Here is a 23,964-nt window from a genome sequence, read left to right as displayed (position 1 = left end):
ATGATTTTGCTGTCCTTCATGCCGGCCAGATGCTGGATCGCGCCCGAGATGCCGACGGCGACATACAGATCAGGGGCGACAACCTTGCCGGTCTGACCCACTTGCCAGTCATTCGGGGCATAACCCGAGTCGACCGCCGCGCGCGAGGCGCCAACCGCGGCGCCCAGCTTGTCCGCGAGGCCCTCGATCAGTTTGAAGTCATCTTCCGAGCCAACGCCACGGCCACCCGAGACCACGACGCCCGCCGAAGTCAGTTCCGGACGATCGCTTTCGGCCACCTTGTCTTCGACCCATGAGCTGAGGCCGGGATCGGCGGCTGCCGACACGGTCTCGACCGGGGCCGCGCCGCCTTCGCCAGCGGCGTCGAAGGTCGAGGTTCGGATGGTGATGACTTTCTTGGGGTCCGAGGACTTCACGGTCTGGATCGCGTTGCCCGCATAGATCGGACGCTCGAAGGTCGAGGCGTCAACCACACCGGATGCGTCCGAGATGATCATCGAATCGAGCAGCGCCGCCACGCGCGGCATCACGTTCTTGGCGTCGGTTGTTGCAGGAGCCACGATATGCTCATATCCATCGGCCAGACCCACGATCAGCGCGGCGGTCGATTCCGCCAGGCGGTGACCCAGCGAGGCATCCTCGGCGACCAGCACCTTGCTGACACCGTCGATCTTGGCGGCAGCTTCGCCAGCAGCGGCGGCAGAAGCGCCAGCGGCCAGAACGGTCACGTCGCCCAGTTGCTTTGAAGCGGTCACGGCCTTGGCGGTGGCGTCCAGACCCAGCTCGCCATTGGTGACTTCGGCAAGAAGAAGTACAGCCATTACACAGCCCCCACTTCTTTGAGTTTCTCTACCAGCTCGTCAACCGAGCCCACGATGATGCCCGCCGCACGCGCTGCCGGTTCTTCGGTCTTGACGATTTCAAGACGCGGGGTGACGTCGACGCCGTAATCGGCGGCGGTTTTCTCATCCAGCGGCTTTTTCTTCGCCTTCATGATGTTGGGCAGCGACGCATAGCGCGGCTCGTTCAGCCGCAGGTCGACGGTGACGATGGTCGGCATCTTGACGCTGATGGTTTGCAGACCGCCATCCACTTCGCGGGTGATCTTGGCGCTGTCGCCTTCGATGTCCAGCTCGGACGCAAAAGTGCCTTGGCTCCAGCCCAGAAGGGCGGACAGCATCTGACCGGTTGCGTTCATGTCGTTGTCGATCGCCTGCTTGCCGGCCAGAACGATGCCGGGCTGCTCTTCCTCGACCACCTTGGCGAGGATCTTGGCAACCGCCAGCGGCTCGATGTCCTGATGGACGTCGTCAGCAGCGACCACCAGAATGGCGCGGTCGGCACCCATGGCCAGCGCGGTGCGCAGCGTTTCCTGGCTTTGCTTGACGCCGATCGAAACGGCCACGACCTCATCGGCCTTGCCTGCTTCCTTGAGACGGATCGCTTCCTCGACCGCGATTTCGTCGAAGGGGTTCATCGACATCTTCACGTTGGCGAGATCGACACCGCTACCGTCCGCTTTCACCCGGACCTTCACATTGTAGTCAATCACGCGTTTGACAGGCACAAGTACCTTCATTTGCGTTCTCCATTGGTTAATTCTGTTTGGTTTTCACAAGAGATGGGCGCCCTGATACGGTGTCATACCAGGCTGAAAGCTGCCGGCGCCCGGGACGCCAGTCCCCGATTGGCTGACGGAAATCAAGATAAGCCAGCCCGCAGGCCAGACCAATCGATGCGGCGTCAAAGCTGGGTGCAAGGGCGTCAGATACATGAACCTCGAACCAGTTCAAGGCGCGGTTGATCTTGTCCTGCTGGCCGTCGAGCCACGGCTGAGACACCTGATCCTCGGCTCGTACCCGCCGCTCATACACGCACTGCAGGGCTGCCTCAATCACACCTTCGGCTAGGCTTTCAACAGTGAGCCGATCGAATTCCGTGTCGTCGCTTGGATAAAGCGGCGCGTCCGCGCTGAGGCTGTCGATAAATCGCAGAATGGCGCGGCTGTCGTACACGACCCGGCCGTCCGCCCGGACCAGACAGGGTAGTTTGCCTAGGGGGTTATATGCAGCGAGATCGGCGTTTGTGTCGACCGGAGACGTCGTGACTTCAACCTCTTCCACGCGGTCGACGATGTCCTTTTCGTGCATTGCCACCCTGACTTTGCGGGCAAACGGTGAAGCAGGAGAGAAATATAGTCGGTTCATGGAGAAGGTTCCTGATTGAGCATGGCTGTCGGTGACAGAATGCTATCCAGTTCTCCTTCGGGTATCACGCCAGTTTCGAGGGCGATGGTGCGAATTGATTTGCCGGATGCCAGTGCCTGTTTGGCGATGCGAGCGGCAGCGTCATATCCCAGTTGAGGTGCAAGCGCAGTGGCAAGTACCAGGCTGTTGTCCAGCAGGGCTGCGCAGCGATCTGCGTCCGCCTGAATGCCCACGACGCATTTCTCGGTCAGGACGTTCGTGCCGTTGATCAGAATTTTTAGTGATTTCAATAAGTTATATGTTACAATGGGTTCCATTGCGTTCAGCTGTAACTGTCCGGCTTCCGAGGCCATCGTCACAACCAGATCATTGCCAATGACCTGATAGCAAATCTGGTTGAGCGCTTCCGGAATGACTGGGTTCACTTTGCCGGGCATGATCGACGATCCAGCCTGGACGGCAGGCAACATTATCTCGCCCAGACCGGTGCGAGGGCCTGACGATAACAGTCGCAAGTCGTTGCAGATTTTCGATAGTTTCACAGCCAATCGCTTGAGGATGCCCGAAAAGGTGACGAACCCGCCCAGATCCGAGGATGCCTCGATCAGGTCGCTGGCTTGTTTGAATTCGAAGCCCGAGATTTCGGCCAGATAGGCAATTGCAAGTGCGTCATAGCCGGTTTCGACATTGATCCTGGTGCCGATTGCCGTGCCGCCGAGGTTGATCTCTGTCAGCAAACGCCCGATTTCGCGGATCCGATCGATATCTTCGCCAACGGTCACCGCAAATGACCTGAATTCTGCACCCAAAGACATGGGAACTGCATCCTGCAATTGTGTGCGGCCCACCTTGGCAATAACAGCGAAGGCTTCAGCCCGGTCTTCAAATGCCGATTGCAATCCCTTCAGTGCTGCGCACAAGGGCTCGACGTGAAACAGTACCGCAAGCCGGACCGCTGTCGGATAGACGTCATTGGTGGATTGGCCGTGGTTTACATCGTCATTGGGGTGCAGATGTTTGTAGCTGCCGGGAACATGACCCAGCTTTTGCAGGGCAAGGTTCGCTATGACCTCGTTTGCGTTCATGTTGCTTGACGTTCCCGCGCCGCCTTGAATCATGTCCACACCGAAGTGTTCGTGATGCTTGCCGTCAATAATCTCCTGGCAGGCCGAGATTATCGCATCGGCCTTTTGAGGCTCGATGCCGCCGATTTCTGAATTGGCTTGCGCTGCGGCTTGTTTGACCATGGCCAGAGCAACAACGATGCTTGAAAAATGTGACAGGGGCACGCCAGTTATCGGAAAGTTCTGCAGCGCGCGCTCCGTCTGAATTCCGTGCAGAGCTTCAACCGGCAGATCCAATGCCCCGATGGTGTCGGATTCCGTTCTCTTTGATAGCATTGACTGTAATTTCCCTCTGTTCGCAACATTCGATTATCTCAGGTTGCAGGGTCCTAAAAAGACGTGCTTTCCGCAGCGTTGGTTAGCCTGCCGCAAAGCAACTGACCGAATTGAATGCGTATTCGATCAGGATTCCAGACGGTAATCCTGGGTCTTGCGTGAAAGATGGTCCTGAGGGTTAGGTATTCGCTAACAAACGCTAAGGAACACAATTCTTAACGTCGGTCCGCTGCTTTTCTATCGTTTCTGAAAGGCAAACGCGCGTAAGGGAGGTTCCTTTGTCCAAGAACCCACAAAATGCGATCGACGTTCGTAACGCGGTTAAACGCTATGGCGATTTCACTGCGTTGAAGACCATTTCGCTCACTATCGATGATAACGAATTCTTCACTTTGCTAGGACCTTCCGGGTGCGGCAAGACAACCCTATTGCGTATGATCGCAGGGTTTGAGTCGGTTACGGAAGGGGCGATCTATCTTTACGGAGAAGAGATCGAGAAGCTGCCACCGAACCAACGGCCAGTGAATACGGTATTCCAGAATTATGCCCTGTTCCCGCATATGACTGTCCTCGAGAACGTGGCCTTCGGGTTGGAGATGCGCGGGAAGTCAAAGAGCGATGCGCGGATCCGGGCGGGTGAGATGCTGGAATTGGTGCAGCTGTCTCAGTTTGCGGCACGTAAGCCGTCGCAACTGTCAGGCGGCCAGCAGCAACGCGTGGCACTGGCCCGTGCCCTTGCACCGCAGCCGAAAGTACTCTTGCTGGACGAACCGCTGTCGGCGCTGGACCTAAAGCTGCGTAAGGCGATGCAGATCGAGTTAAAGCACTTGCAGCGCGAAACCGGGATTACCTTTATCTTCGTCACGCACGATCAAGAAGAGGCACTAACCATGTCGGACCGCATTGCGGTCATGTCGGCGGGTGAGCTGCAACAGCTGGGTGCACCGACAGATATCTACGAACGCCCACACAACATGTTTGTGGCTGATTTCATCGGTGAAACGAACTTGCTGGAGGTGTCGGTCGACAACATCAACGACGGTCGGGCTATCTGCCATCTGGGTGGTGGTAACGAGCTGACCTGTAACGCGGTCGAAGGGGTAGGCGCCGGATCGAAAGTGCACATGTCGATACGCCCTGAGCGTCTCTACATGTCGGAAACGCCGGTCGAGACCGAAGGATTGCATGGGCGCGTCAAAGAAAACATCTTTGTTGGCACCGACATCTCCACGATTGTCCAGCTGGACGAAGGGCCAGATTTCGTGGTTCGCACCTCAAATTCAGATCGTGGTAACAAGCGCATTTTCGAGCCGGGCACTGAGATGTTCGTCAACATGGAGCTGGGGGCAGCACGCCTCCTGGTGGACTGATGGCGGCGGGTGCAGCAAGCGGCGGCAGCGCAACAACGGACACGTATAAGGAGGCCAGAAACTGGCTTTTGCTTCCGGCCTGGGCGGTCCTGACGATCTTCGTTCTGGCGCCCGTGCTGATGATGCTGGTCTATTCCTTCCTGACCAAGGAATTCCGTGGCGGTGTGATCTGGGAATTCAGCCTGACCGCCTATGACCAGTTCTTCTTTGATCGCGGTCTGTTTGGGGACGAGCCACCTAAGATCGAGTGGACCTATGTAATGATCTTCTGGCGGTCGATCTGGCAGGCTGGCGCAGCAACGCTGCTGAGCCTGGTGATCGGTTTTCCAACGGCCTATTTCATTGCTACCCGCCCGGAAAATGTACGCCCGCTTTGGGTGTTCATGATCACCATTCCATATTGGGTAAACCTGCTGATCCGTACCGTGTCGATGAAATTCCTGTTGCGGGATCAGGGTCCGTTGAATGATTTCCTGATCAATACCGGTTTGATCGACACTCCGATCGCAATCGTGAACACAAATTTCGCGGTGCAGCTGGGACTGTTTTATTCCTACCTGCCGTTCATGGTGCTGCCGATCTACGCGGCGGTCGAACGCTACAACTTCTCACTCAGCGAGGCCGCAGCCGACCTGTATGCCAGCAAAATGACAACGCTGCGCCGGATCGTGTTGCCTGCGGTGAAGCCGGGCGTGATGGCGGGATGTATCCTGGTCTTCGTGCCGTCAATGGGCTCGTTCCTGGCACCGGACCTGCTGGGTGGCGCCAAGAACTTCATGATCGGCTCGCTGATCGAGGAACAATTCAAGGGCAACGCGGGTAACTGGCCATTTGGTGCGGCCATTTCGATGATCCTGCTGACGATGGTGATGATCCTGTTGATGATCTCGGCCCGTCAACAAGCCAGAGCCAACAAGGCGGGGGGATGATCCATGGCTCATGTGAATGAGAACATAAAATCCTATAAGGGTTTCAAGGCGATAACCTTGCTGTGTCTTGTCATCCTCTATGCGCCGCTGGTTATCGTCACGATCTACAGCTTCAACGCCTCGCAATCGATCACCAATTGGGAAGGCCTGTCGCTGCGATGGTACGCAGATGTGTTCACCGGGCCCGAAAGCGCCAAGTTCAAGACAGCAGCTTTCAACAGCTTTTCGATCGCGATTGTTGCGGCAACCATCGCGACGTCGATCGCCACTCTGGCTGCAACTGCGATGGTAAGGGGTGGAAAGTTCAAGCTGCGCACGATTTCATTCGGTCTGATCAGCCTGCCCCTGATGGTGCCTGAGATCGTTCTGGCAACCGCGACGCTGATCTTCTTCAACTCGATCGGTTTCACCCGCGGCTATACGACGATCCTGGTGGCACATATAGCCTTCTGTATCCCCTTCGCCTATCTGCCGATCTCGGCCCGGATGCAGGGGATCGAGGACAGTTTCGAACAGGCAGCGCTGGACCTTTACGCCACGAAACGGCAGGCATTCACCAAGATCCTGCTTCCGCTGATGATGCCGGGGATCATCTCGGGTTTTCTGCTGGCATTCATCGTGTCGCTTGACGACTTCATCATCACCAATTTCGTCAAAGGTGCCGGTGTCGAAACTCTGCCCACGGCGATTTTCGGATCGGTTAAGCAAGGTATCAAGCCGAACATCATGGCGATTTCGACCATGTTGCTGAGCGTATCGATCATCATGGTGACGATCAGCTACTTCGTGAGCAAATCTGACAACACAAAATAGGCCAACAAGGAGCAAACCAATGAAATATCTTCTTAAATCCGGGGTCGCGGCGCTTGCCCTTTCAGTTTCCGCCAACGCGGCCGCTGCCGAGGGCGACTTGGTGATTTATCACTGGTTCGAGTACATCCCCCAAGAGCTGCTAGACAAGTTTTCCGACGAAACCGGCATCACCGTAACCATGGACACCTACGACTCAAACGAGGCGATGCTGGCCACGCTGAAAGCAGGTGGCGTCGGCACTTATGACGTGGCGGTTCCCGGCGACTACATGGTCAAGATCATGGCGGGCGAAGGTCTGCTGGATACCATTGCCGACGGCGAACTGACCAACAAGAGCAACATTGCCGCCGAATGGGCCGACCCCGGCTTTGACCCGGGCCGTGCGTCTTCGATCCCGTATCAGTGGGGCTCGACCTCGTTTGCAGTGAACCGCGATGTCTTTGACGGTGATATCCAGTCCACCGACATCTTGTTCAACCCACCGGCTGAACTGTCAGGCAAGATCAATATGCTGGACAGTCAGGGTGACGTGATGGCAATGGCCTCGTTGCACCTGGGCATTCCGCAATGTTCGAGTGACCGCGAACAGCTGAAGGCGTTGAACGCAATGCTGCTAGAAGCCAAGCAGCACTGGACATCTTTCAACTCGGACACTGCCAAAGAAGTTCTAGTGTCGGGCGACGCTGCAGTTGGTCAGATCTATGACGGTTTTTCCGCCAAGGCCCGTGAAGAAGGCGCCAATGTTGAATACGCCTTCCCGACCCAGGGTTACGTGGCATGGATGGACAACGTCGTTCTGCTGAAAGAAGCGCCAAACCGCGACAATGCGCTGAAGTTTATGGACTTCCTATTGGAACCAGAAAACATCGCCGCAGTCAGCAACTATGCGCAGTACAACGCCGGCGTTACCGGCGTCACCGAGTTCCTTGATGCGGAATTGGCGGCGCAACCTGAAAAGAACCCCCACGCAAACGCCGGGCAGGGCGTGTTCCTTGAAGTCTGCGACGAGGAAACTCAGGCAGTCTACGATCAGATTTGGACCAACCTAAAAAAATGAGACAGAACTAATCATTGGATTTGGTGGCCCTCAGGTTTGAAGGCCGCCAAAAAACACGCTCAGAACGGAAGCGAGACATCTCATGAGAAGATCGGTTGTTCGCGCTACCCGGCTTTGTTGCACAAATCCGCTGAAGGGCGTGTTCTCGCTTTCCCGTGACGGACTTACCCTACGGTCTCTGTGACAGGTATGCCAGGAGCGGTGTAGTGATTGAGCACGGCGATACGGGTTTGGATCTCCGCGACTTGCCGCTCGAAGTCCCTGGCCAAGAGAGATTGGCCGAGCAGTTTGATGCGTGCATCCACTGACCGGCAGGGTTATTCAATGCATGATCCCGAGAGGTTTGCTCTCGACGCGGCTCCGGCGGTGGGACCCGCTCCATCGCCGCCACAGGGCGCGACCTAGGTGTCTGGACGTCTTGACCGCCTCGTTGCTTCAGTGCGGTGTTATACTTCGACCAGTTCGTGGTTGTTTATTTAGCAGCGGTCCAACTGCTCATGCCGCCCAGCTGTGACGCTGGATTCAACAGTGAAACCCTCAGCCGATTTGTGCAACAAAGCCGGTGGACGCGCCCCTAAGACCGGGATCTTTTGCGCTAAGAGAAAACAGCGCGCGCCTCAATCAAACAATGGGTCAGATATGCTCGACGATTGGGTTGGAATTTTCTGACGCGTGCAGTCTTGGTTGCTTCGGCGGCTGATCAACTGAGAGTATAATGCGCCAATGCGTCGTGTCGTGCACCTTCGGGACGCAGGGTAGATTGAAAAAGGGTGAAGCCGGTGACCGGCATATCTGGCAATGCGTCCGCTATGCAGGCGCTCTGGACGTGCTGGACCGTCTCGCGTTGATCTTTTTTTAGACGAGCGATAGTTACATGTGGGCGGAAACGTCGGTGGGGCAGCACAATCCCGGCTCGCCGCGTGGCGGTTTGGATTTTCCGGTGCAGAGCAATGAGCGAAGCACAATCCGCCACCCTGACAGCCAGCACCCGCCCAATACGCTCGATCCCCGAAAAGGTGACACTGAAAGGTGGGGTTGAAAGCATCAGAAGCTCTTCATGCAAAGTCTCTAACGCCTCCTTGGGCTGATCATCTAGAAAAACCAGCGTCAGATGCATGTTTTCAGGCGGTACCGTTTGGCCGACTGGCAACCCCCGCTGCAGCGGCGCGAGCGCCGCCATTGTCTCGTCGCTGAGTGATGTGGCAACGAAGGAACGCATGGAGCCCACTTGTTTTGCTTGTTGGCTTGAGAGAGCATCACGCTAACAGTTCCACCGAGCTATGTCAGGTCTGAGCCCAAAGTGCCAATTGTCGCACTCCGCACGATTGGACGAGAAGTGCGCAAATCTGCCATTGAATGCGGAATGAACGAGCCCATAACTGCCGTTGACCAACCTGTTGATGCCGCAATGTGGGTTCCACAATCCAGACGTTACAGCACGGTGCAGCAATTGGGTATGGGCCGCTGCGGATGCCAGTAGACCGCCTTCGAGCATTGTACTTGGCCAACCTTTCATTGATCGCTATGCGATCAACAGCCGGTCCGTGATCGACCCCGATCAGTGTAACATCGCCGATGGACACCCTCTTCGTTGCCTGGTGGTCTTTCACCATACTGGCACAAAACGATGCTGTTGAGCGGGGGCATCCACTCCATCGCGGTTGTTCAGCGCGAAAAACCATCCTTGTGGCAGTCGGCTCAAAGTTTGCCGAACTGGGTTTCTGTAACTTTTTAGATGTGGTCAAGCTCATGAACCAATTAGGGATTCCAATGTTGAACTCGAAATATCCAGAAAACTTCCTCGACAGATACAAAGGTCTCTACTGTGAAATTGCGTTGAGGCTCTACACCCTCAGGGTCCGACAGTGATAATTTCCGACAATACCGCTCTTCTCTGTGGATCGTCGCAGACTCACCTTGGAAGATCGAGGCCAGCGGGTTTGCACACACCTGCAGAATTGCCGGGCACTCGCAAGAAACTACACCAAGATCGAGGGGCTTCTCAGGACTCACATTAGCGCAATGACACCTGTAGCCGCGCGAAGCTGCAAAAACATCTTTTAGCGTATTCCACTTTGCGGATGGATTTGAAATCGAGACCGACTGCTTTGCCGCAATCTTCTCTTGCCGCGCCGGCCATCTGGAATGCCGGACCGTTCTGGCCAGAGTTGCTAAACTGGGCATATTGCTCAGCCGCAACCTGCAAACGCTTTCCTAAATCAGCTTGCAACTCCTGACCAACAGACGCTTGGGAAAGCGGTACGTCCCTGTAACTTCTGCAAGCATCAAGAATTTCAGCCAGCCCGACGGTGGCACGCCGATTTCGGCGATCAGCGGTCGCAACTGCGACCAGAAGATCCGTCTTGCCGCGGCTCGAAATGTCACCGATTTCGTCGACCGTCACACCCGCTGCAACAAGCGCTCGGGCAACCGTGTTGGCACGCTTTAGTCCCAAATCCTGATTGTATCCGCTAGAACCCACGGCATCCGTATAGCCCACAACCACTGTTGGCTTGTAGCTGTTGACTGCCTTCAGCCGTACCGCGATCGCAGCTACTTGTTGTTGGCCTTGAGCGTCCAATTGATCAGAATCGAAATTGAAATTGACGGTTCCAAAAGTCTCGGCTGCGACCGGAGAAGACAACAACAACACCACCAGAGGTAGAATAAACCTGAAAGGTCCGTCGAGTCGCATACTGAAAGCCTCGATACAATTGCAATCAGCTGAATCATGACAATATCCGAAAATATTGGCAAGTGTAGGTTGCACTACTTGGACCTCAAAGCGTAACCTAGGGTATAGTGTATTGCAGAATATTCAATCACCGCCAGTTGACCTGCAGAGGACGAAATGCGCAAGATTTTACTTTGCTTTGCAATGTGTTGCTTGGCTTTAACGACCCTGTCCAAGCCGTCCCATGCACTGCCTCTGGAAGACGCAATATTGTTTGTGTTGGAAACCAACCCTGAAATCACGGCCGCTGAATCCAACAAACAGGCCATTGAGTTTGAACTCCAACAGGCCCGCAGTTTCTGGGCCCCTCGTGTCGAGCTGGATGCCTTTTCTGGCGGCAGTACCAATGACGGCAACACAACCCCAGATTTGTCCGCTGCCGAGGGATGGATCGGCGGGTATGAACTGGGCGTGCGTGTGTCGCAGCTCTTGTATGACGGTAAGGAAACCCGATCGGAAATCGAACGTCAGGCCTACAGGATCGATGCCGCCGCGCTGCGAGTTTTGGAGCGGTCCGAAGTGTTGTCGCTCGAGGCCATCCGACTATACGCGGACGTTCTTCGTGTTCAATCGTTGGTGAAACTCGCGTATGACAACCGCGATTACCATGCCGAAGTGCTCGGGCGAATTCAGCGCGCCTATGACAGCGGGGTGATGGGTATCGGAGATCTGCAACAGGCAGAGGAGCGTCTGATATTGGCCGAGGATACGATCATATCCTTCGAATTTGACCTCGAAGACGTCAAAAACCTGTTCATCGCCGTAGTAGGAGTTGAGGCCGAAAGCCTGTCAATCGTGCCAGACATTCGCCGGGCGCTACCCACAAATCTGGATGTCGCCCTGGAAATCGCCCGCGGAACGAACCCGACGATCCGGTTCCTGCAAGCGGATGTAGGATCGTCCGAGGCACTATCCCGACGTACCAATGCAAATGCCTTTCCAAAGCTGTTTCTCGAGGCGGACGGGCGCGTAGGTGAAGACGTTGGCGGCTACGATGGGGACGTGGCTGACGCCCGCATCGGGCTGGTGATGCGCTACCAGTTCCAAGGAAGCTCGAAACGTGCTGCCCGTCAGGAAGATGTGCGCCGGGTCAGTGAAAGCAGGGCGCGCCTTCTGGCTCAGACCCGCCGCGTGGAAACAGAAGTCAGACAAAGTTATGCGGTTTATCGATCCGCGCAGCGACGGACAAAGAAGATCTCCGCGCAGGTCAATATTGCGCAAAAGCTGCGGGAAACTTACGAACAGGAATTTACCGTCGGACAACGCTCATTGCTGGATGTGTTGAACACGCAGAATGCGCTGTTTCAGGCCGAGGCAAATCTGGTCAACGCGAAATCGGCCGAAAACTATGTGAGGTATCGAATTCTCGCGTCGATTGGAGTGTTGCTCAAATCGCTGGGAATAGAGCCGCCCGAAGATTCCAAGGTCTACGCGCGCGATGAAATGAACGTTCCGCCCCGCAGCAGGACCGGCGGTGAAGAGCGATTGGATGCAAGAGCCTTCAAGGATTGGCGAAAGTCCTTGGACTGATCCGGCGTACTTTGAAACGGGGAGATGAAGATCGCCACTGACAGCACGTCCAAATCGCCTGCACGCGTGTGCATCTCTCCCCGGGTGGTCGAGGGGGCGCACGCAGTGGATGCAGCCAGGCCAGATTGGTTGTTTCAACGGGCACCAGGCGATGCGCTTGCCAGCGCCCTGTCCGCCTGTATGCGACTGCTTGGTCGGGATGTCGGGTTGGACGTATTGACCGCAGGCCATTCGTTGGATGCTGACGGGTGCCTGACGCCGGCCCAAGGCGTGAATGCGGTCGAGGCGCTGGGATATCGGGCGCATCTGACACGTCGCCGTTTGCCAGACATTCCCGCATCTGTCCTGCCCGCGGTCTTGTTTCTGTCCGGACGGGATGCCTGTGTTCTGGTCAGTGTCGCCGGCGATGAAGCGACCGTCATCTGGCCTGCGAGGACTGACGATCCGATGACTATTCCCGTGACGAAACTGTCTGACAAATACGCGGGCCACGCTCTTTTGTTGAAGGCGGATTCTGTCCCCGAAGCAGCTAGCTTTAGCACCGAAGCCCCTCGCCACTGGTATTGGAGCGTGGCGACCCGGTTCTGGTCCGACTACATGCAGGTGATCTTGGCCTCGGCGATGATCAATCTGTTAGCCCTGGCGCTGCCGTTGTTCACCATGAACGTCTATGACAGGGTTTTTCCGAATGCGGCGCTCGTAACACTCTGGTCGCTGGTTGCGGGTGTCGGGTTGGCACTGCTGGCAGACGCAATCCTGAAATGGGTGCGGGCACGCGTCGTGGACAAGGTAGCGCGCCGGGTCGATCTGGCGGTGTCCTCCGAGATTTTCCGACATATCGCCGATCTGCGTCTCGATACGCAGGCTCAACCTTCCGGGGGGATGATCAACAACCTCAAGGATTATGAACAGGTTCGCGACTTCTTCTCTTCGCAAACGCTCGCCTCGCTGACCGATCTGGTTTTTGCAGTGCTTTTCATCGGCGTGATCGCCTATATTGGCGGCCCGCTGGCCTGGCCCCCTGCACTTGCGCTGACGTTTTTGCTTGTCATGGGCTTACTGATCCTGATCCCCTTGCGGAAGGCATCGAACGCCGACCGCAAAGTGACCGGCGTCAAGAACGCCGTCGCGGTCGAGGCGGTGACTGATCTGGAAACGCTCAAGGCCATTTCCGGCCAAAGCCGGATGCAGGCGCGGTGGGAACGGATGGTCTCGGAATCGGCAACAACGCAGGAACGCAGCCGCCGGTTGGCGACGCTGGCCACAACGATCACGGGATTTGCGCAACAGTTATCGTCCATCGGCATCGTGGTGATCGGTGTCTATCTGGCGCTCGAAGGCAACCTGACCATGGGCGCGGTGATCGCCGCGATGATCCTGTCTGGGCGGGCCATGGCACCCACAGCTGCGCTATCCGGTCTGTTTGTCCGCGCCAGCTTTGCGATCTCGACCCTGCGCAGTCTGAATGCGGTGATGTCGCAGCCCTCTGACAAGGGTGGTTTGGGTCCATTCCTGAGCGCCCCGACCAATGAGGGCGCTTTCGAATTGCGCGGGGTCTCGCTGCACTATCCCGACGCCAAAGTACCTGCCCTGAAGGAGGCAACCTTTACAACCGATGCCATGGCGCGGATCGGGATCGTCGGGCCTGTTGGCGCAGGAAAAACCAGTCTGGTGCGTGTCCTGTCCGGCCTTTACGCCCCGACGGACGGCATGGTTCTGCTGGATGGGCTGAACATGGCGCAACTGGCTCCGGCCCGGCTACGCAAGGACATCCAGTTTGTTCCTCAAGAGGCGGTACTGTTTTCAGGCACGCTAGCCGAAAATATCGCCTTCGGCGTTCCGCACGCCACCAACGAGGACGTGTTGCGCGTGGCACGGTTGACCGGGGTCGACCGTATCGCCGCCGCGCATCCGCAAGGGTTTGGCATGCCGATCACCGAGCGGGGGCGTAATCTATCTGGCGGCCAGAGGCAGCTGGTTGCACTGGCCCGAGCTTTGCTGCCGCGCCCTCGGTTGCTGATCCTGGACGAGCCGACCTCATCCATGGACACACAAACCGAACGGGTCTTCGTGCAAAACCTGTCGCGGGTCCTGGCCCATTGGCCAATGACGCTGATCGTTTCGACACATCGCAGCAGCCTTCTGGAACTGGTCGACCGGTTGATCGTACTGGATAAGGGCCAGATCACTGCGGACGGTCCCAAGGATGACATCCTGCGTCAATTGGCCCGGAAAGGCTCAAGCAACTCATGAGTGACCGGGATTGGCAATTGGTCGATTTTGCACAAGGCCGCGAGGCGGCAAGGATGCACCAGTCTTCCGGCTGGGTTCTTGCGGTATTGGCGGGGCTTTTGTTGATCATCGGCGGTGCCGTCCTTTGGGCCTCACTTGCACGGATCGAAGAACTAGCCCGTGCCACAGGCCGCGTTGTCCCCTCAGGCCAGGCACGGGTTGTCGAAAGTCTGGAAGGCGGGATCGTGCGACAGATTCTGGTGCGCGAAGGGGATACGGTCGACGCCGGACAGATACTTGTCCGGCTAAATGACACGAGTTCGGCCGCCCGCCTGGGCGAGCTGCGCGCACAGCAGCAAGCACTGCGTGCCCGCGCCCTGCGGTTGGAGGCAGAACTGGCTGGAGCCTTGGAGCCCGATTTCACGCAGGCCGGGATAGACCCCGATAGTTCACTGGCCGTTCACGAAAGCGCCCTGTTCGACAGCCGCACAGCATCATATTTGGGGCAGACCGCCGTCCTGGACGCCCAGGTACAGCAGCGCGTGCAAGAGATTGCGGAACTGGGCGCAGCGCTTGATCGCCTGGCCGAAAATCTTGCCCTGCTTGACGAGGAGATCGCGATAAAGACCGAAAGCGGCATTGTCCCGCGCGCCCAGATTCTGCCGGTCGAACGCGAACGCAGCGCGCGGCGGCAGGAACGCGATGCGCTGAGCGGCCAGCGCGCTCAGGCCCGCGCCGCCCTGACCGAAGCGAATGCGCGTATCACCGAAGCGGGATTGCAACGTCGGGCCGAGATCAATATCGAACGCTCCGATACGCTCAACCAACTCAGCGTCATCGAAGAAAGCATCAAGAGCGCCATGGATGTCGTCGACCGTGCCGCCCTGCGCGCGCCGGTTAACGGCATCGTGTCGTCGCTGAACGTTCACACGATCGGGGCCGTCATTGCACCCGGTGAGGAGGTTCTACGGATCGTCCCTGCCGATGACACCCTGATGGTCGAGGCGCGCGCGAAACCGGAGGACGTGGCCTTTCTGCGACCCGGCCTCCCGGCAAGCGTCAAGCTGACTTCGTTCGACTTCACCATCTATGGCGCTCTCGAGGGTCAGCTGGCCCGCGTCGGCGTGGATGCCGAACAGGACGACGCCACCGGCGAAGTGTATTTTCCGATCATCGTCGAAACCCGAAGCAACGCGCTGGAAAAAGCCGGGCAAAGGCTCGAGATCCGCCCCGGTATGGTGGCCTCGGTCGATATTTTGACGGGCGAGCGGACGGTTCTGGACTATCTGCTGAAACCTTTTCGCAAGGCCCGGTTTGAAGCCATGCGCGAGCGATGATCGGGTTCAGATCACCGCCGTTTGCTGCGCGCCGTCGGCATCGTTGAAGATGACCTCTACCTCGGACGAAAAACCGCCAGCTGTGTCATTCACCGTCGCGACCAAGGTGCCGCGCACGTCCAATTCGCCGGATGTGTTGTCATAGGTGACCTCGGATCCGAGATTGGCCGGATCGACGCCGACCAACGCTGTCAAGTCGATCTGATCGCCACCCGCCGGGCCTTCGTAATCGGTGATAACGTCGGACAGGGTGAGGTCCGTCATGACAAAAATATCCGACCCAGCCCCGCCTTCCAGGATGTCGGCACCGTCACCACCGGTCATGACATCCTCACCGGCACTGCCGATGGCCCGGTCATCGCCTGCTCCCAAAGCGACGCTAAAGCCATCAGAGGATGCCGAAAGGTCGATGAAATCTTCCCCGTCCAACAGGCTGAATCCTTCGATCTCGGCGTAGGGCGAGGTGACCGACAGCACTACAGCGTCATTCTCCGCAGTGCCTCTGGCAATGTCATTGCCACCCACCGATCCGGTCACATCGCCCAGAAGATCGCGTGGTGTACCATCCGGATCCGTGATCGTCGCGCCGGTCGTCTCCATCTGCAACGTGTCAATATCCAGATTGGCCTGCGCCTGTGCGCTGGCGGGCGCCGTGCCACTGTCCACGACGTCATAGGTCAGAACCGGGGTGCCGACATAGCCGTCCGGCACTGTGATCTGAACACCGCCCGCCTGCATATCGATCGCCACATTGCTGGGTTCGTCCGAGCTGATGTTGGTGACGCTAAGGGGCCCGTCCATATCGCTGGCATTGGCGAGTAAGCTGTCATATTTGATGAAAAACACCGGATCGGAAGAGGCCACGCTGACCGGGCCCGACACCTCGGGCTGGTCATTCACACCGATATCGAAGGGCACGGCAGGGGCAGTTCCGTGGTTTGTTGACGCCGTTACCGTCCCTTCGACCGCGCCCGCAAATGAGCCCGGCAGAAAAATCGCCACCGAGGCAACAAGCAGGGTGAAATCCGCTGGCGACATGGAGCCGCGCGACAAGGTCAGCGTCTGTCGGTCAGTCGATAGTACTCCATCTGAGACAGTCCCACCCAAAGGCAGTCCGCCATCAAACTGGACTACGACCTCGTCCAGAGTTTCAACGGGCATCGGCAGCGTGTCGGTGACCTCTGCGTCAATGCCAAGATCGATCTGTATTTGCGCCCCGGTCTGTGCCACCGGATCCGGGTCAGGGTCGACCGTCACATCCAGATCCAAGGTCGGGGTGATTGTCAGCTCAATCTCGACAGGCGCCGAGCTTTCGCTGTCCGAGAAACCACCAACCAGGGCCGTGTCGGTCGTGACGGCGACAACCTCAAGTGTCACATCCCCGGCAAGATCCTGCTGCGGCTCGAAGGTGACGACGCCTTGCGGCAAAAAGATCTCTCCTCCGCCGGTGGATGCGCCTTTGATCCCGGTCAGCGTGACAACGCCGCCAACCACAGGCTGCTCAACCCCGTCCAGCAAGATCCGCCCGCCAGGCGGCTCGGTGATTTCAAAGTTGATTATCTCATGCGGGTCTGGTGTGGTACCCGAAATATTGAGGGTATAAATTGTGCCGTCATCCTCGACCCCGGTATCGGGCGAGACGGTTGCGGACACAGTCGGAATATCGGCATCCGGACGCACACGCAGATTGAAATCAACCGAGCCGCTGTTGCTGTCAGTGTTTGCCAATTCCAGCGTATTGACCGTCAGGGTCAACGGGATTTCGTCCGGGATCGACGGGTCGTCGCTATCGGGCGTGCGGGCATTTTCATCGCGCAGCCTGAGTTGCACCTGCTCGAATGCGCCGATGGCAATCGTATAGCTCCCGTCGCCGTTGTTGATGACACCGCTCGAAGGGCCGGTCACCTCAAGGTAGTCCGGCACTCCGGACAGCACCAGAGTCACCTCTTCGGACCCATCCTGATCGGGTGAATCCGCATCGATAACACTGCCCAACGTAAAAGCTACATCCTCGATGATCGTGATCACCGGTGTCGGACCGCTGAGATCAACATAGGGCTGACCGGTTTCGGGATCGTTAGGCGTTTCATCGAAATCAAAGACTGGCGCATCCGCTACAGGGATGATCGTCAAGGTCTGTGTGATGGTGGTTGAGGCAGTATCAAACGGATCAACATCCTGCGACGTCGCGGTCACGCGATAGTCCAGAGGGCCGCTATAGTGCGCATTCGCGGTGATCTGCAGCGTCGGCAGCTGATCCTCGGTAACCGAATAGGCGACAAAGCCTCCGCCGACAGGGACGCCCGGGATCGGGTTGCCGTCACCGTCCAGCAATATGCCGCCATTGCTGTTGTCCACCTCGATGACAATATCGCCCGTCAACCGCTCGCCCGGATCGATGCCACGAATCTCAATCCCGGGCGCATATGCCGTGTCCTCAAGGACAGAATTGCCGCCCAGGACAACAATTTCGGGTCCATCCACAACCGGGTTGATCGTGATCGAAAACGACCCGGCTCCGTCCTGCGTGGTATTGCAGGTGCTGTTGATCAGGATCATCGAGTAATCGAGCTGATCCAGCCCGTCATACGGGTCAGATGGCCCGAATGTCGCGTCGGGGTCAAATGTGTTGGCAGGGCTGGATTCATGCGGCGGAGGTGTGAACAGGAGAGACCCCGCCGTCAGGGTCGGATCATTAGGATCGACACCCAGAACACTCAGGTCGATGGCGTATTTTCCGGTCACCGGATCGAACAGGACTGCGCCGGGCGGATCACTGCTGAGGGTCGACCCGCCCGGCAGGTCGATTGCCAGACCAAAGCTGCCGGTTACGTCGTTGGGCAGATTCACCAGATCGTCGATGCTGTCATAGTAATCTCTTACTTCATCGGTAATGACGATCTGAACTTGAAACGCGATCTCGGTATCTTCATCTCCACTGCCGATCAATTGCAGCACCGGCAACGGCAAGTCCTGATCGGGACCACACGGATCCGGTCCAACGCCGGGGTTCGGCACTACCACGATGCTGATGTCTTCCGAAACGGCCGCACCACCCGGCAGAGTGTCGATCTGGTCGATCACTTCTTCGGGCGTCAACCCCAAGAAACTCGGCAATTGTGCGTCACCTTCGGTGACGATGGTCGTGAATGTCAGATCGTAATAGGTGACCTCGGTGACAGCCGTCGGGACAAATTCCAAATTCGCCAATTGGCTTTCCGTGACCAGATAACTTTCGCCTGAAGGGTCCAGCGGTGTGGCATTTGCAAAACTCGTACCGGGATCGACACCGGTAATCAGATAGTAGATTGTTTCGGACCCATCGAAATCAGCGGAGGGGCCACCTACGGGCACCAGAATCTCCGTCATGGTGCCGGTCAAAGGTGTCACATCGGAGGTAAAGGTCAGGTCGGGTTGGTCGCTTATCACCCCGTCGTCGATCACACTGTCCTGCAATCTCATGTTCAGCAGGAATGGCCCGCTGGAATAGCCTGCATAGCCATAGACGCGGTCCGAGTTCGCCACACCGTTCACAACGTCGTCTGGGCGGAAAATCACGTCAATAGTTGCGACAGGGTCCGGATATCCGGTTTCGTCCTGTGTGGTGATGATCGGTGTGTCGGCCACGCCCTTGACGGTCAGCGTCGCGGTGCCGCTGCCAATCTGAACCTGCGTCGGGTCCAGTGTTTCATAGTAGACCAGAGAAACATCAAAAACGAAGTCTTCGTTGCTGTCTTGCCCGGGCACCACCCAGAGGTTCGACGCCTGACCTGCCGACAGCTCCAGACTGCCGCTAGGGCCGGTAAAGATCGGAAAAAGCTCGTTTGAGGCCGGATCGCTTGGTGGCCCGTCAAAGAAACGCGGAATCCGACCGCCCGAATCTGGCACGATATTGCTGACGACAACGACATTGAGAATGGCTTCGGGGGAGTCAGGCGAGTTGGTCGGGTTGTCAATCAGGTTACCGTCAATCGGGAAGAATACGGCCGTGTCTTCTTGCGTCTCGTAGCTCTCGCTCGGGTCGCCACCGTCGACCACCGGATCAATATACAATTGCCGGACAATCTGCGTGACCCGCGTGCCACCCCCGTCAGCCTCGGTTGTCACCACTTCGATCGTCGACGCAACCGGCCCCGCGAAGTGCTGGGCGATACCGCGCACCTCGGCGTTTTCCCATCCGCCGCTTTCCAGGCTCCAGGTGTTGAAACCGGGTGGTGTATTCACCGCGGTCAGAAGGGCAGGGACCTTGGGGCCACCCGGATTGTCCGTGTCTGGGACGAAGATCGTAACACCGAGCGGTACGTTGCGTAAAATAACCGCAGTCACTTCTTCGCTTCCGTCCTGATCCTCGATGACCGGCTCAAAGGGAATCTGCCAAACCCCGCCAGCAGCATCGATTTCAGCCTCGTTACCCTCAGGGAAATTGAGGATGACCGCGATGTTGTTGACCGGATCGACATCTACATCGAATGTGGCATGAGACACCTGATTGTCCGTCGTGACGGTATTGTCGTCCTGTGTGGTTAGCGTGATCCTGAGATCTTCGCCAAAGAAATCCCCGGCCGAAGTAAACGGATCGCCTGTCTCACGGTCGATGTCATAGTCTTCGTAAAGCGTGGGATGCAGCTGGATCGACCCTTCGAAGCGGGTCACGTCCGCTTCAAATGTGATCGTCAGTTCACCAGTCGAACCGTCGTAAATTGCGTTGTCGATCTTGTCCTGTTCGGCCTGGTCCAGCGGCGCGGTTCCATCGGCAGAGAAGAAGGCCGCCGGATCGACAACGTTCCCGGTCAGAATGTCCGCGATCCAGTCTGAGGGGACATTTTCGACAACCAGCGTATCCAATTCCTCGGATCCGTCAGTATCCGGGGTCGCGGCGTCCAGGCAGACAAACAGGCTGACCTGATCAGGGCCCGAACCGTCATCCGTGCTTTCCAGCAACGTTAGGATCTCGGACCCGCTGACCGACCCGTCTTCGACACTGGCGGAAACAGATGTCGGGCTGCCTGAATCGACCTCGGCAGGGGTCAGCACGAAAACCGATGCGGTCAGATCGGCCTCGGCAATGGGATCGACCGCCTGCGTGATCTGGAACGTTCCGGTATCGAAATTGTCCGATGTATCGACCTCGACATCACCGGTTGTGGTTTCATTCCATGCCAGAGTCCCGTCCAGGGTCAAAACTCCGCTGAAATGCTGTGGCACAACGGTCTGGAGCGCCTCGATGGCGGCCGTGAACTGCGCCTGTGTTGCGCCCGCCGCCGGGGACAGGCTGTAGGACACACTGTCTGCGGTCGCTCCGGTTTGCGCGATTGTCACGAACCCCGCCAGGCCCCCATCGTTTATCCTCAGTCCAAGCTGATCCGGGTCTGAGGGGTCAAAAACATCGCTGGCCGTGGCGACGGTGATCGTAAGGCCCAGTGAGGAAATTGTCTCGGACCCGTCATCGTCGGCCAGGGAGGTGCCCGAAATATCGACATCGATTCGGCGCCCGCCATCACGGTTTTCATTCACTGCAATGTCGTTGACCGTGACATTCAGGTCATCCACGACACCATCAACGTCTATATCCACTCCGTCCATCGCCGTTTGCGTATCTGTCGGCAGCGGAGGGGCTTGATCCACCGAAGTCACGGTTGCGGTCAGGTCCCCGCCAATGATCGTTTCAACATCGCGATCGTCATTTGCCAGTGGCACGACCCGCAACGCCCCGTCAAAATCCGTGACACCCGGCACCAGAGTGATTGTTAGCGTTGGGCCAGACAAGGTTGCCGAGGCGATCAGAGTGGCGCCCTGCTCGAACAGGGCAAGGTCCACGGTGCCGCCGGTGTCAGGTACCCAGCCCGCGGGCAGGTTTTCGACAACAATTTGCGTCAACATCTCCGAACCGTCCTGATCCAGGGTTGCGGCATCGATCAACAACAGGAACGAGCTGTCTTCGTCCACTATGTAATTGTCAGGACCGCGTTCATCGACAGTGGGCGGGCTGTCGTCCACAGTTAGCGTAATTGTCGGTTCAGCCACCGGTGTGACGTTCAGATCAAAGCGCTGGGTCGCGACGGTGGGGTCACCCTCATCGGTGTCGACCGTGACGGTAATGCTGATAACACCGGAATAATGCGTAGGCAGGCTGTCTATCGACAGCGCCTGCAAACTGGCCAGATCGCCAGCCCACTGTGTGTTACTTGTGTTCAGCACGGTGCCGTCGCTTAGAACGGTGTCTCCGGCAGGCAGGTCGGCAAAATCCAGCGTAATCGATGTGATAGACTCGGACCCATCGAGATCGGTGATACCCACATCCAGATTCAGCGGGATCGGCGCACCCAGATCCTCGATCACCGTGATGTCCTGCGAGGTGATCTCGACGTCCTGTTCGGAATTTACCGTGATCGTGAATGCGCTCGTCTCCACCCCGTCATCCGGTCCGGCGTCTGTCTCGCCCGCCAGCAGCGCCTCATCCGTCGAGAAGGTCGCGCTGCCGGTCAACGGTGTGGTGGTCGAGAAATCGTCAGGCAACCGAATGATCAGCATTTCATATTCAGCGAGTGTCAAACCGGGCAGCGAGAAAACGGCACCCATCGGCACCGCCTGGAACGTGGCGCCATCATCGGTGGAAAAGAGTGTGATTGGCGGCAGCCCGTTGACCACGACATCGACAGTGGCGATGCGCTCGGACCCATCGACGTCCGTTGGTCGCCCGGTAACCGCATCAGCCGGACGCACATCCAGCGGGGCTGAACCTGTGCCGTCCTCATCGGTGTCGCCCGGTTCGTCGTTTTCATCAATTGTGATTGATCCGGAGCCCGAAAGCTCCAGATCGCCCTCAGGGTCGATGTCTAGAACCCGAGTTGCGGTGACTGTTCCGTCGTTCGACGTGTCGATGGCAGCCGAGATATCCTCGTCCGTCTGAATGTTCAGGCTCAAGGTGATTGGCAACTGCGTTCCTGACGACAGATCCGTACGGCTTGCGGTGGAAAAATCCGTCGGAAGCGTCAGCGACAACCCGTCATAGGCGTTCTGGATGTCGTCGACCTGTTTCGCCGTCATCTTGATGGTCAGCGTCACGGCACCGTCGGCCGCCGATGTGATTGTTGCATCCGCACCAGCAGGCACCACCAGCCCTAGGCCTGCAATTGTGGACCCAGCAGGCAGGCCCGAGACGACCAGCGTCAACGTTTCATAATTCTCAGACCCGTCGATATCCGTGACCCGTGGCGCGAGCAATTCCGATGGTCTGACCATGGTAGGGGCATCGGTCTCTTCCGGCAGCGTACCGGGCGGTGTTTTGTCAATGATGGCATCGCCTTCGGCAAGGATCACGATTGGGAAATCCCGCTGTGCTGTGCCCTGAAAGGTCGTCTCGATCGCGATTGTCGCCCGCAAAGGCCCAATTGCTGCGTCAGAGCGACTTTGCGTGGAAAAATCAGAAGGATAGGTCAGGATCAGCGCGTTGAAATCGGCTTCGCTGGCGGCGAAGTTCAGCGTGACGGCATCGCCTGAGGTCACTAACTGACCAAGATTGGTTGTCGTACCGATGGGCAAGCCGGTCACCCGCAAAGTGACCTGACTGACAGATTCGCCGATATCGGCTTTTTCCAGGTTGAACGCGATGAAAGACGCCGGGCGCATGTCCAGCGGCGCGTCCGTCTCAAGTGCTATGGGTAAGCCGGTGAACGAGATCTTTTCTGCACCCGGCTCTGTGCCACCGTCATCGTCGAACGGATCATCTGCAAAATACTCTGCAGTCCGACGCAGCTCTGTCGGATAGTTCGTCGGTGGCAACAGAGGGTTGTATTCCAACCCGATCAGCGGATCACCGACGCGAACCGGTTCTTGCTCGCCGGTGCCTGGTCTTGCATCCCCCAGATCCAGTATCTGGCTTAGCGACAGCGGCGGAATATCACCCAGATCATCCCACTCTCCCAAGGCCCGGATTGCGTCCTGAATGGCCGAAGCCGCGACCGGAAAACCATCGACCAGCAGAACAAATGCGTTGTCGGCACCCGAGAGCAGCGCGATAATCTCACCGTCAGCAGAGATCAGGAACAGATCGCCGCCGACAATGGCGTATCGGTTCGCTACAAACCCTTCGGGCAATTTCACCGCAGTCAAATCTTCGGTATCAATAACCAACCGAAACTGATCCGGTGCGTCATTCAATGCCACGACAAGCCGTTCGGCAGTGACCGCGTCTGAAAAACGGCTAACCTGGATAACAGTATCTTCTGCCAATTGCCTGTCCTCGAACTCAAGTGCGTCACGCGAACGGATCTCATAACTCTAATCTAATGATTGCCTATAGTTGAGCATTCCAGCAATAGCTTATATGTTAAGTTGCAGGCCTCCCCTCGGGTC

At 57.5% G+C, this 23,964-nt stretch carries 15 protein-coding genes and 1 pseudogene; 8 read left to right on the top strand and 8 right to left on the bottom strand.

Features of this window, described 5'->3' with window-relative positions; all coding sequences use genetic code 11:
• The 4 genes from AB1E33_RS07015 to AB1E33_RS07000 form a co-directional block, all read right to left on the bottom strand.
• Positions 1-821: electron transfer flavoprotein subunit alpha/FixB family protein (locus tag AB1E33_RS07015; RefSeq protein ID WP_372576537.1), on the bottom strand; the 821-nt coding region annotated here is incomplete at its 3' end.
• On the bottom strand, positions 821-1,579 hold the full coding sequence (locus AB1E33_RS07010; RefSeq protein WP_372576536.1) for an electron transfer flavoprotein subunit beta/FixA family protein: 759 nt from the start codon (positions 1,577-1,579) through the stop codon (positions 821-823). The genes AB1E33_RS07010 and AB1E33_RS07015, both read right to left, overlap by 1 nt.
• A gap of 16 nt (positions 1,580-1,595) precedes the next feature.
• Positions 1,596-2,207 carry a glutathione S-transferase gene (locus AB1E33_RS07005; RefSeq protein WP_372576535.1) on the bottom strand — a complete coding sequence of 204 codons (612 nt, stop codon included), beginning with the start codon at positions 2,205-2,207 and terminating at the stop codon, positions 1,596-1,598.
• Positions 2,204-3,607 carry an aspartate ammonia-lyase gene (locus AB1E33_RS07000; RefSeq protein WP_372576534.1) on the bottom strand — a complete coding sequence of 468 codons (1,404 nt, stop codon included), beginning with the start codon at positions 3,605-3,607 and terminating at the stop codon, positions 2,204-2,206. Before AB1E33_RS07000 ends, AB1E33_RS07005 begins: the two co-directional genes overlap by 4 nt.
• A gap of 278 nt (positions 3,608-3,885) precedes the next feature.
• Here AB1E33_RS07000 and AB1E33_RS06995 point away from each other — a divergent pair, with 278 nt between their 5' ends.
• From AB1E33_RS06995 to AB1E33_RS06980, 4 genes are read left to right on the top strand one after another with little or no spacing between them, the layout of a single operon-like run.
• On the top strand, positions 3,886-4,977 hold the full coding sequence (locus AB1E33_RS06995) for an ABC transporter ATP-binding protein (protein ID WP_372576533.1): 1,092 nt from the start codon (positions 3,886-3,888) through the stop codon (positions 4,975-4,977).
• On the top strand, positions 4,977-5,906 hold the full coding sequence (locus AB1E33_RS06990) for an ABC transporter permease (protein ID WP_372576532.1): 930 nt from the start codon (positions 4,977-4,979) through the stop codon (positions 5,904-5,906). Before AB1E33_RS06995 ends, AB1E33_RS06990 begins: the two co-directional genes overlap by 1 nt.
• Positions 5,907-5,909: 3 nt before the next feature.
• A complete protein-coding gene (locus tag AB1E33_RS06985) occupies positions 5,910-6,719 on the top strand; it encodes an ABC transporter permease (protein WP_372576531.1) in 810 nt (269 codons plus the stop codon).
• Positions 6,720-6,738: 19 nt separating this feature from the next.
• Positions 6,739-7,776: an extracellular solute-binding protein gene (locus tag AB1E33_RS06980; RefSeq protein WP_372576530.1), complete on the top strand. Its 1,038-nt coding sequence runs from the start codon at positions 6,739-6,741 to the stop codon at positions 7,774-7,776.
• A gap of 164 nt (positions 7,777-7,940) precedes the next feature.
• Here AB1E33_RS06980 and AB1E33_RS06975 read toward each other — a convergent pair.
• Positions 7,941-8,208 (bottom strand): annotated as a pseudogene (locus AB1E33_RS06975) (hypothetical protein); the annotation flags it as partial.
• A 268-nt stretch (positions 8,209-8,476) separates the two neighbouring features.
• The gene (thpR, locus tag AB1E33_RS06970; RefSeq protein WP_372576529.1) at positions 8,477-8,995 is read right to left on the bottom strand and encodes an RNA 2',3'-cyclic phosphodiesterase; all 519 of its coding nucleotides are present in this window, start codon (positions 8,993-8,995) and stop codon (positions 8,477-8,479) included.
• A 356-nt stretch (positions 8,996-9,351) separates the two neighbouring features.
• Between thpR and AB1E33_RS06965 the strand changes: the two genes are divergently transcribed.
• Positions 9,352-9,645, top strand: a complete 294-nt coding sequence (locus tag AB1E33_RS06965) for a hypothetical protein (protein WP_372576528.1) — start codon at positions 9,352-9,354, stop codon at positions 9,643-9,645.
• A gap of 145 nt (positions 9,646-9,790) precedes the next feature.
• Here AB1E33_RS06965 and AB1E33_RS06960 read toward each other — a convergent pair whose 3' ends face one another.
• Entirely contained in the window at positions 9,791-10,546 is a 756-nt protein-coding gene (locus AB1E33_RS06960) for an OmpA family protein (RefSeq protein WP_372576527.1), read from the bottom strand.
• 117 nt (positions 10,547-10,663) lie between these two features.
• On the opposite strand from AB1E33_RS06960, the gene AB1E33_RS06955 reads away from it, so the two are divergent.
• Genes AB1E33_RS06955 through AB1E33_RS06945 form a run of 3 tightly spaced genes read left to right on the top strand, consistent with a single transcriptional unit; the run spans position 10,664 to position 15,609 of the window.
• Positions 10,664-12,040: a TolC family protein gene (locus AB1E33_RS06955; RefSeq protein WP_372576526.1), complete on the top strand. Its 1,377-nt coding sequence runs from the start codon at positions 10,664-10,666 to the stop codon at positions 12,038-12,040.
• Between the two features lie 24 nt (positions 12,041-12,064).
• The gene (locus tag AB1E33_RS06950; protein WP_372576525.1) at positions 12,065-14,293 is read left to right on the top strand and encodes a type I secretion system permease/ATPase; all 2,229 of its coding nucleotides are present in this window, start codon (positions 12,065-12,067) and stop codon (positions 14,291-14,293) included.
• Positions 14,290-15,609, top strand: coding sequence for an HlyD family type I secretion periplasmic adaptor subunit (locus AB1E33_RS06945; RefSeq protein ID WP_372576524.1), 1,320 nt, complete (start codon positions 14,290-14,292; stop codon positions 15,607-15,609). Before AB1E33_RS06950 ends, AB1E33_RS06945 begins: the two co-directional genes overlap by 4 nt.
• Before the next feature lie 6 nt (positions 15,610-15,615).
• Here the strand turns inward: AB1E33_RS06945 and AB1E33_RS06940 are convergent, their stop codons facing one another.
• Positions 15,616-23,841 carry a cadherin-like domain-containing protein gene (locus tag AB1E33_RS06940; protein ID WP_372576523.1) on the bottom strand — a complete coding sequence of 2,742 codons (8,226 nt, stop codon included), beginning with the start codon at positions 23,839-23,841 and terminating at the stop codon, positions 15,616-15,618.
• Positions 23,842-23,964: the final 123 nt, after the last annotated feature.

Origin of the sequence: Ruegeria hyattellae, from assembly GCF_041537925.1 — a bacterium.
Lineage (GTDB): Bacteria > Pseudomonadota > Alphaproteobacteria > Rhodobacterales > Rhodobacteraceae > Ruegeria_C.
This window is presented reverse-complemented; position numbering and strand designations above follow the sequence as displayed.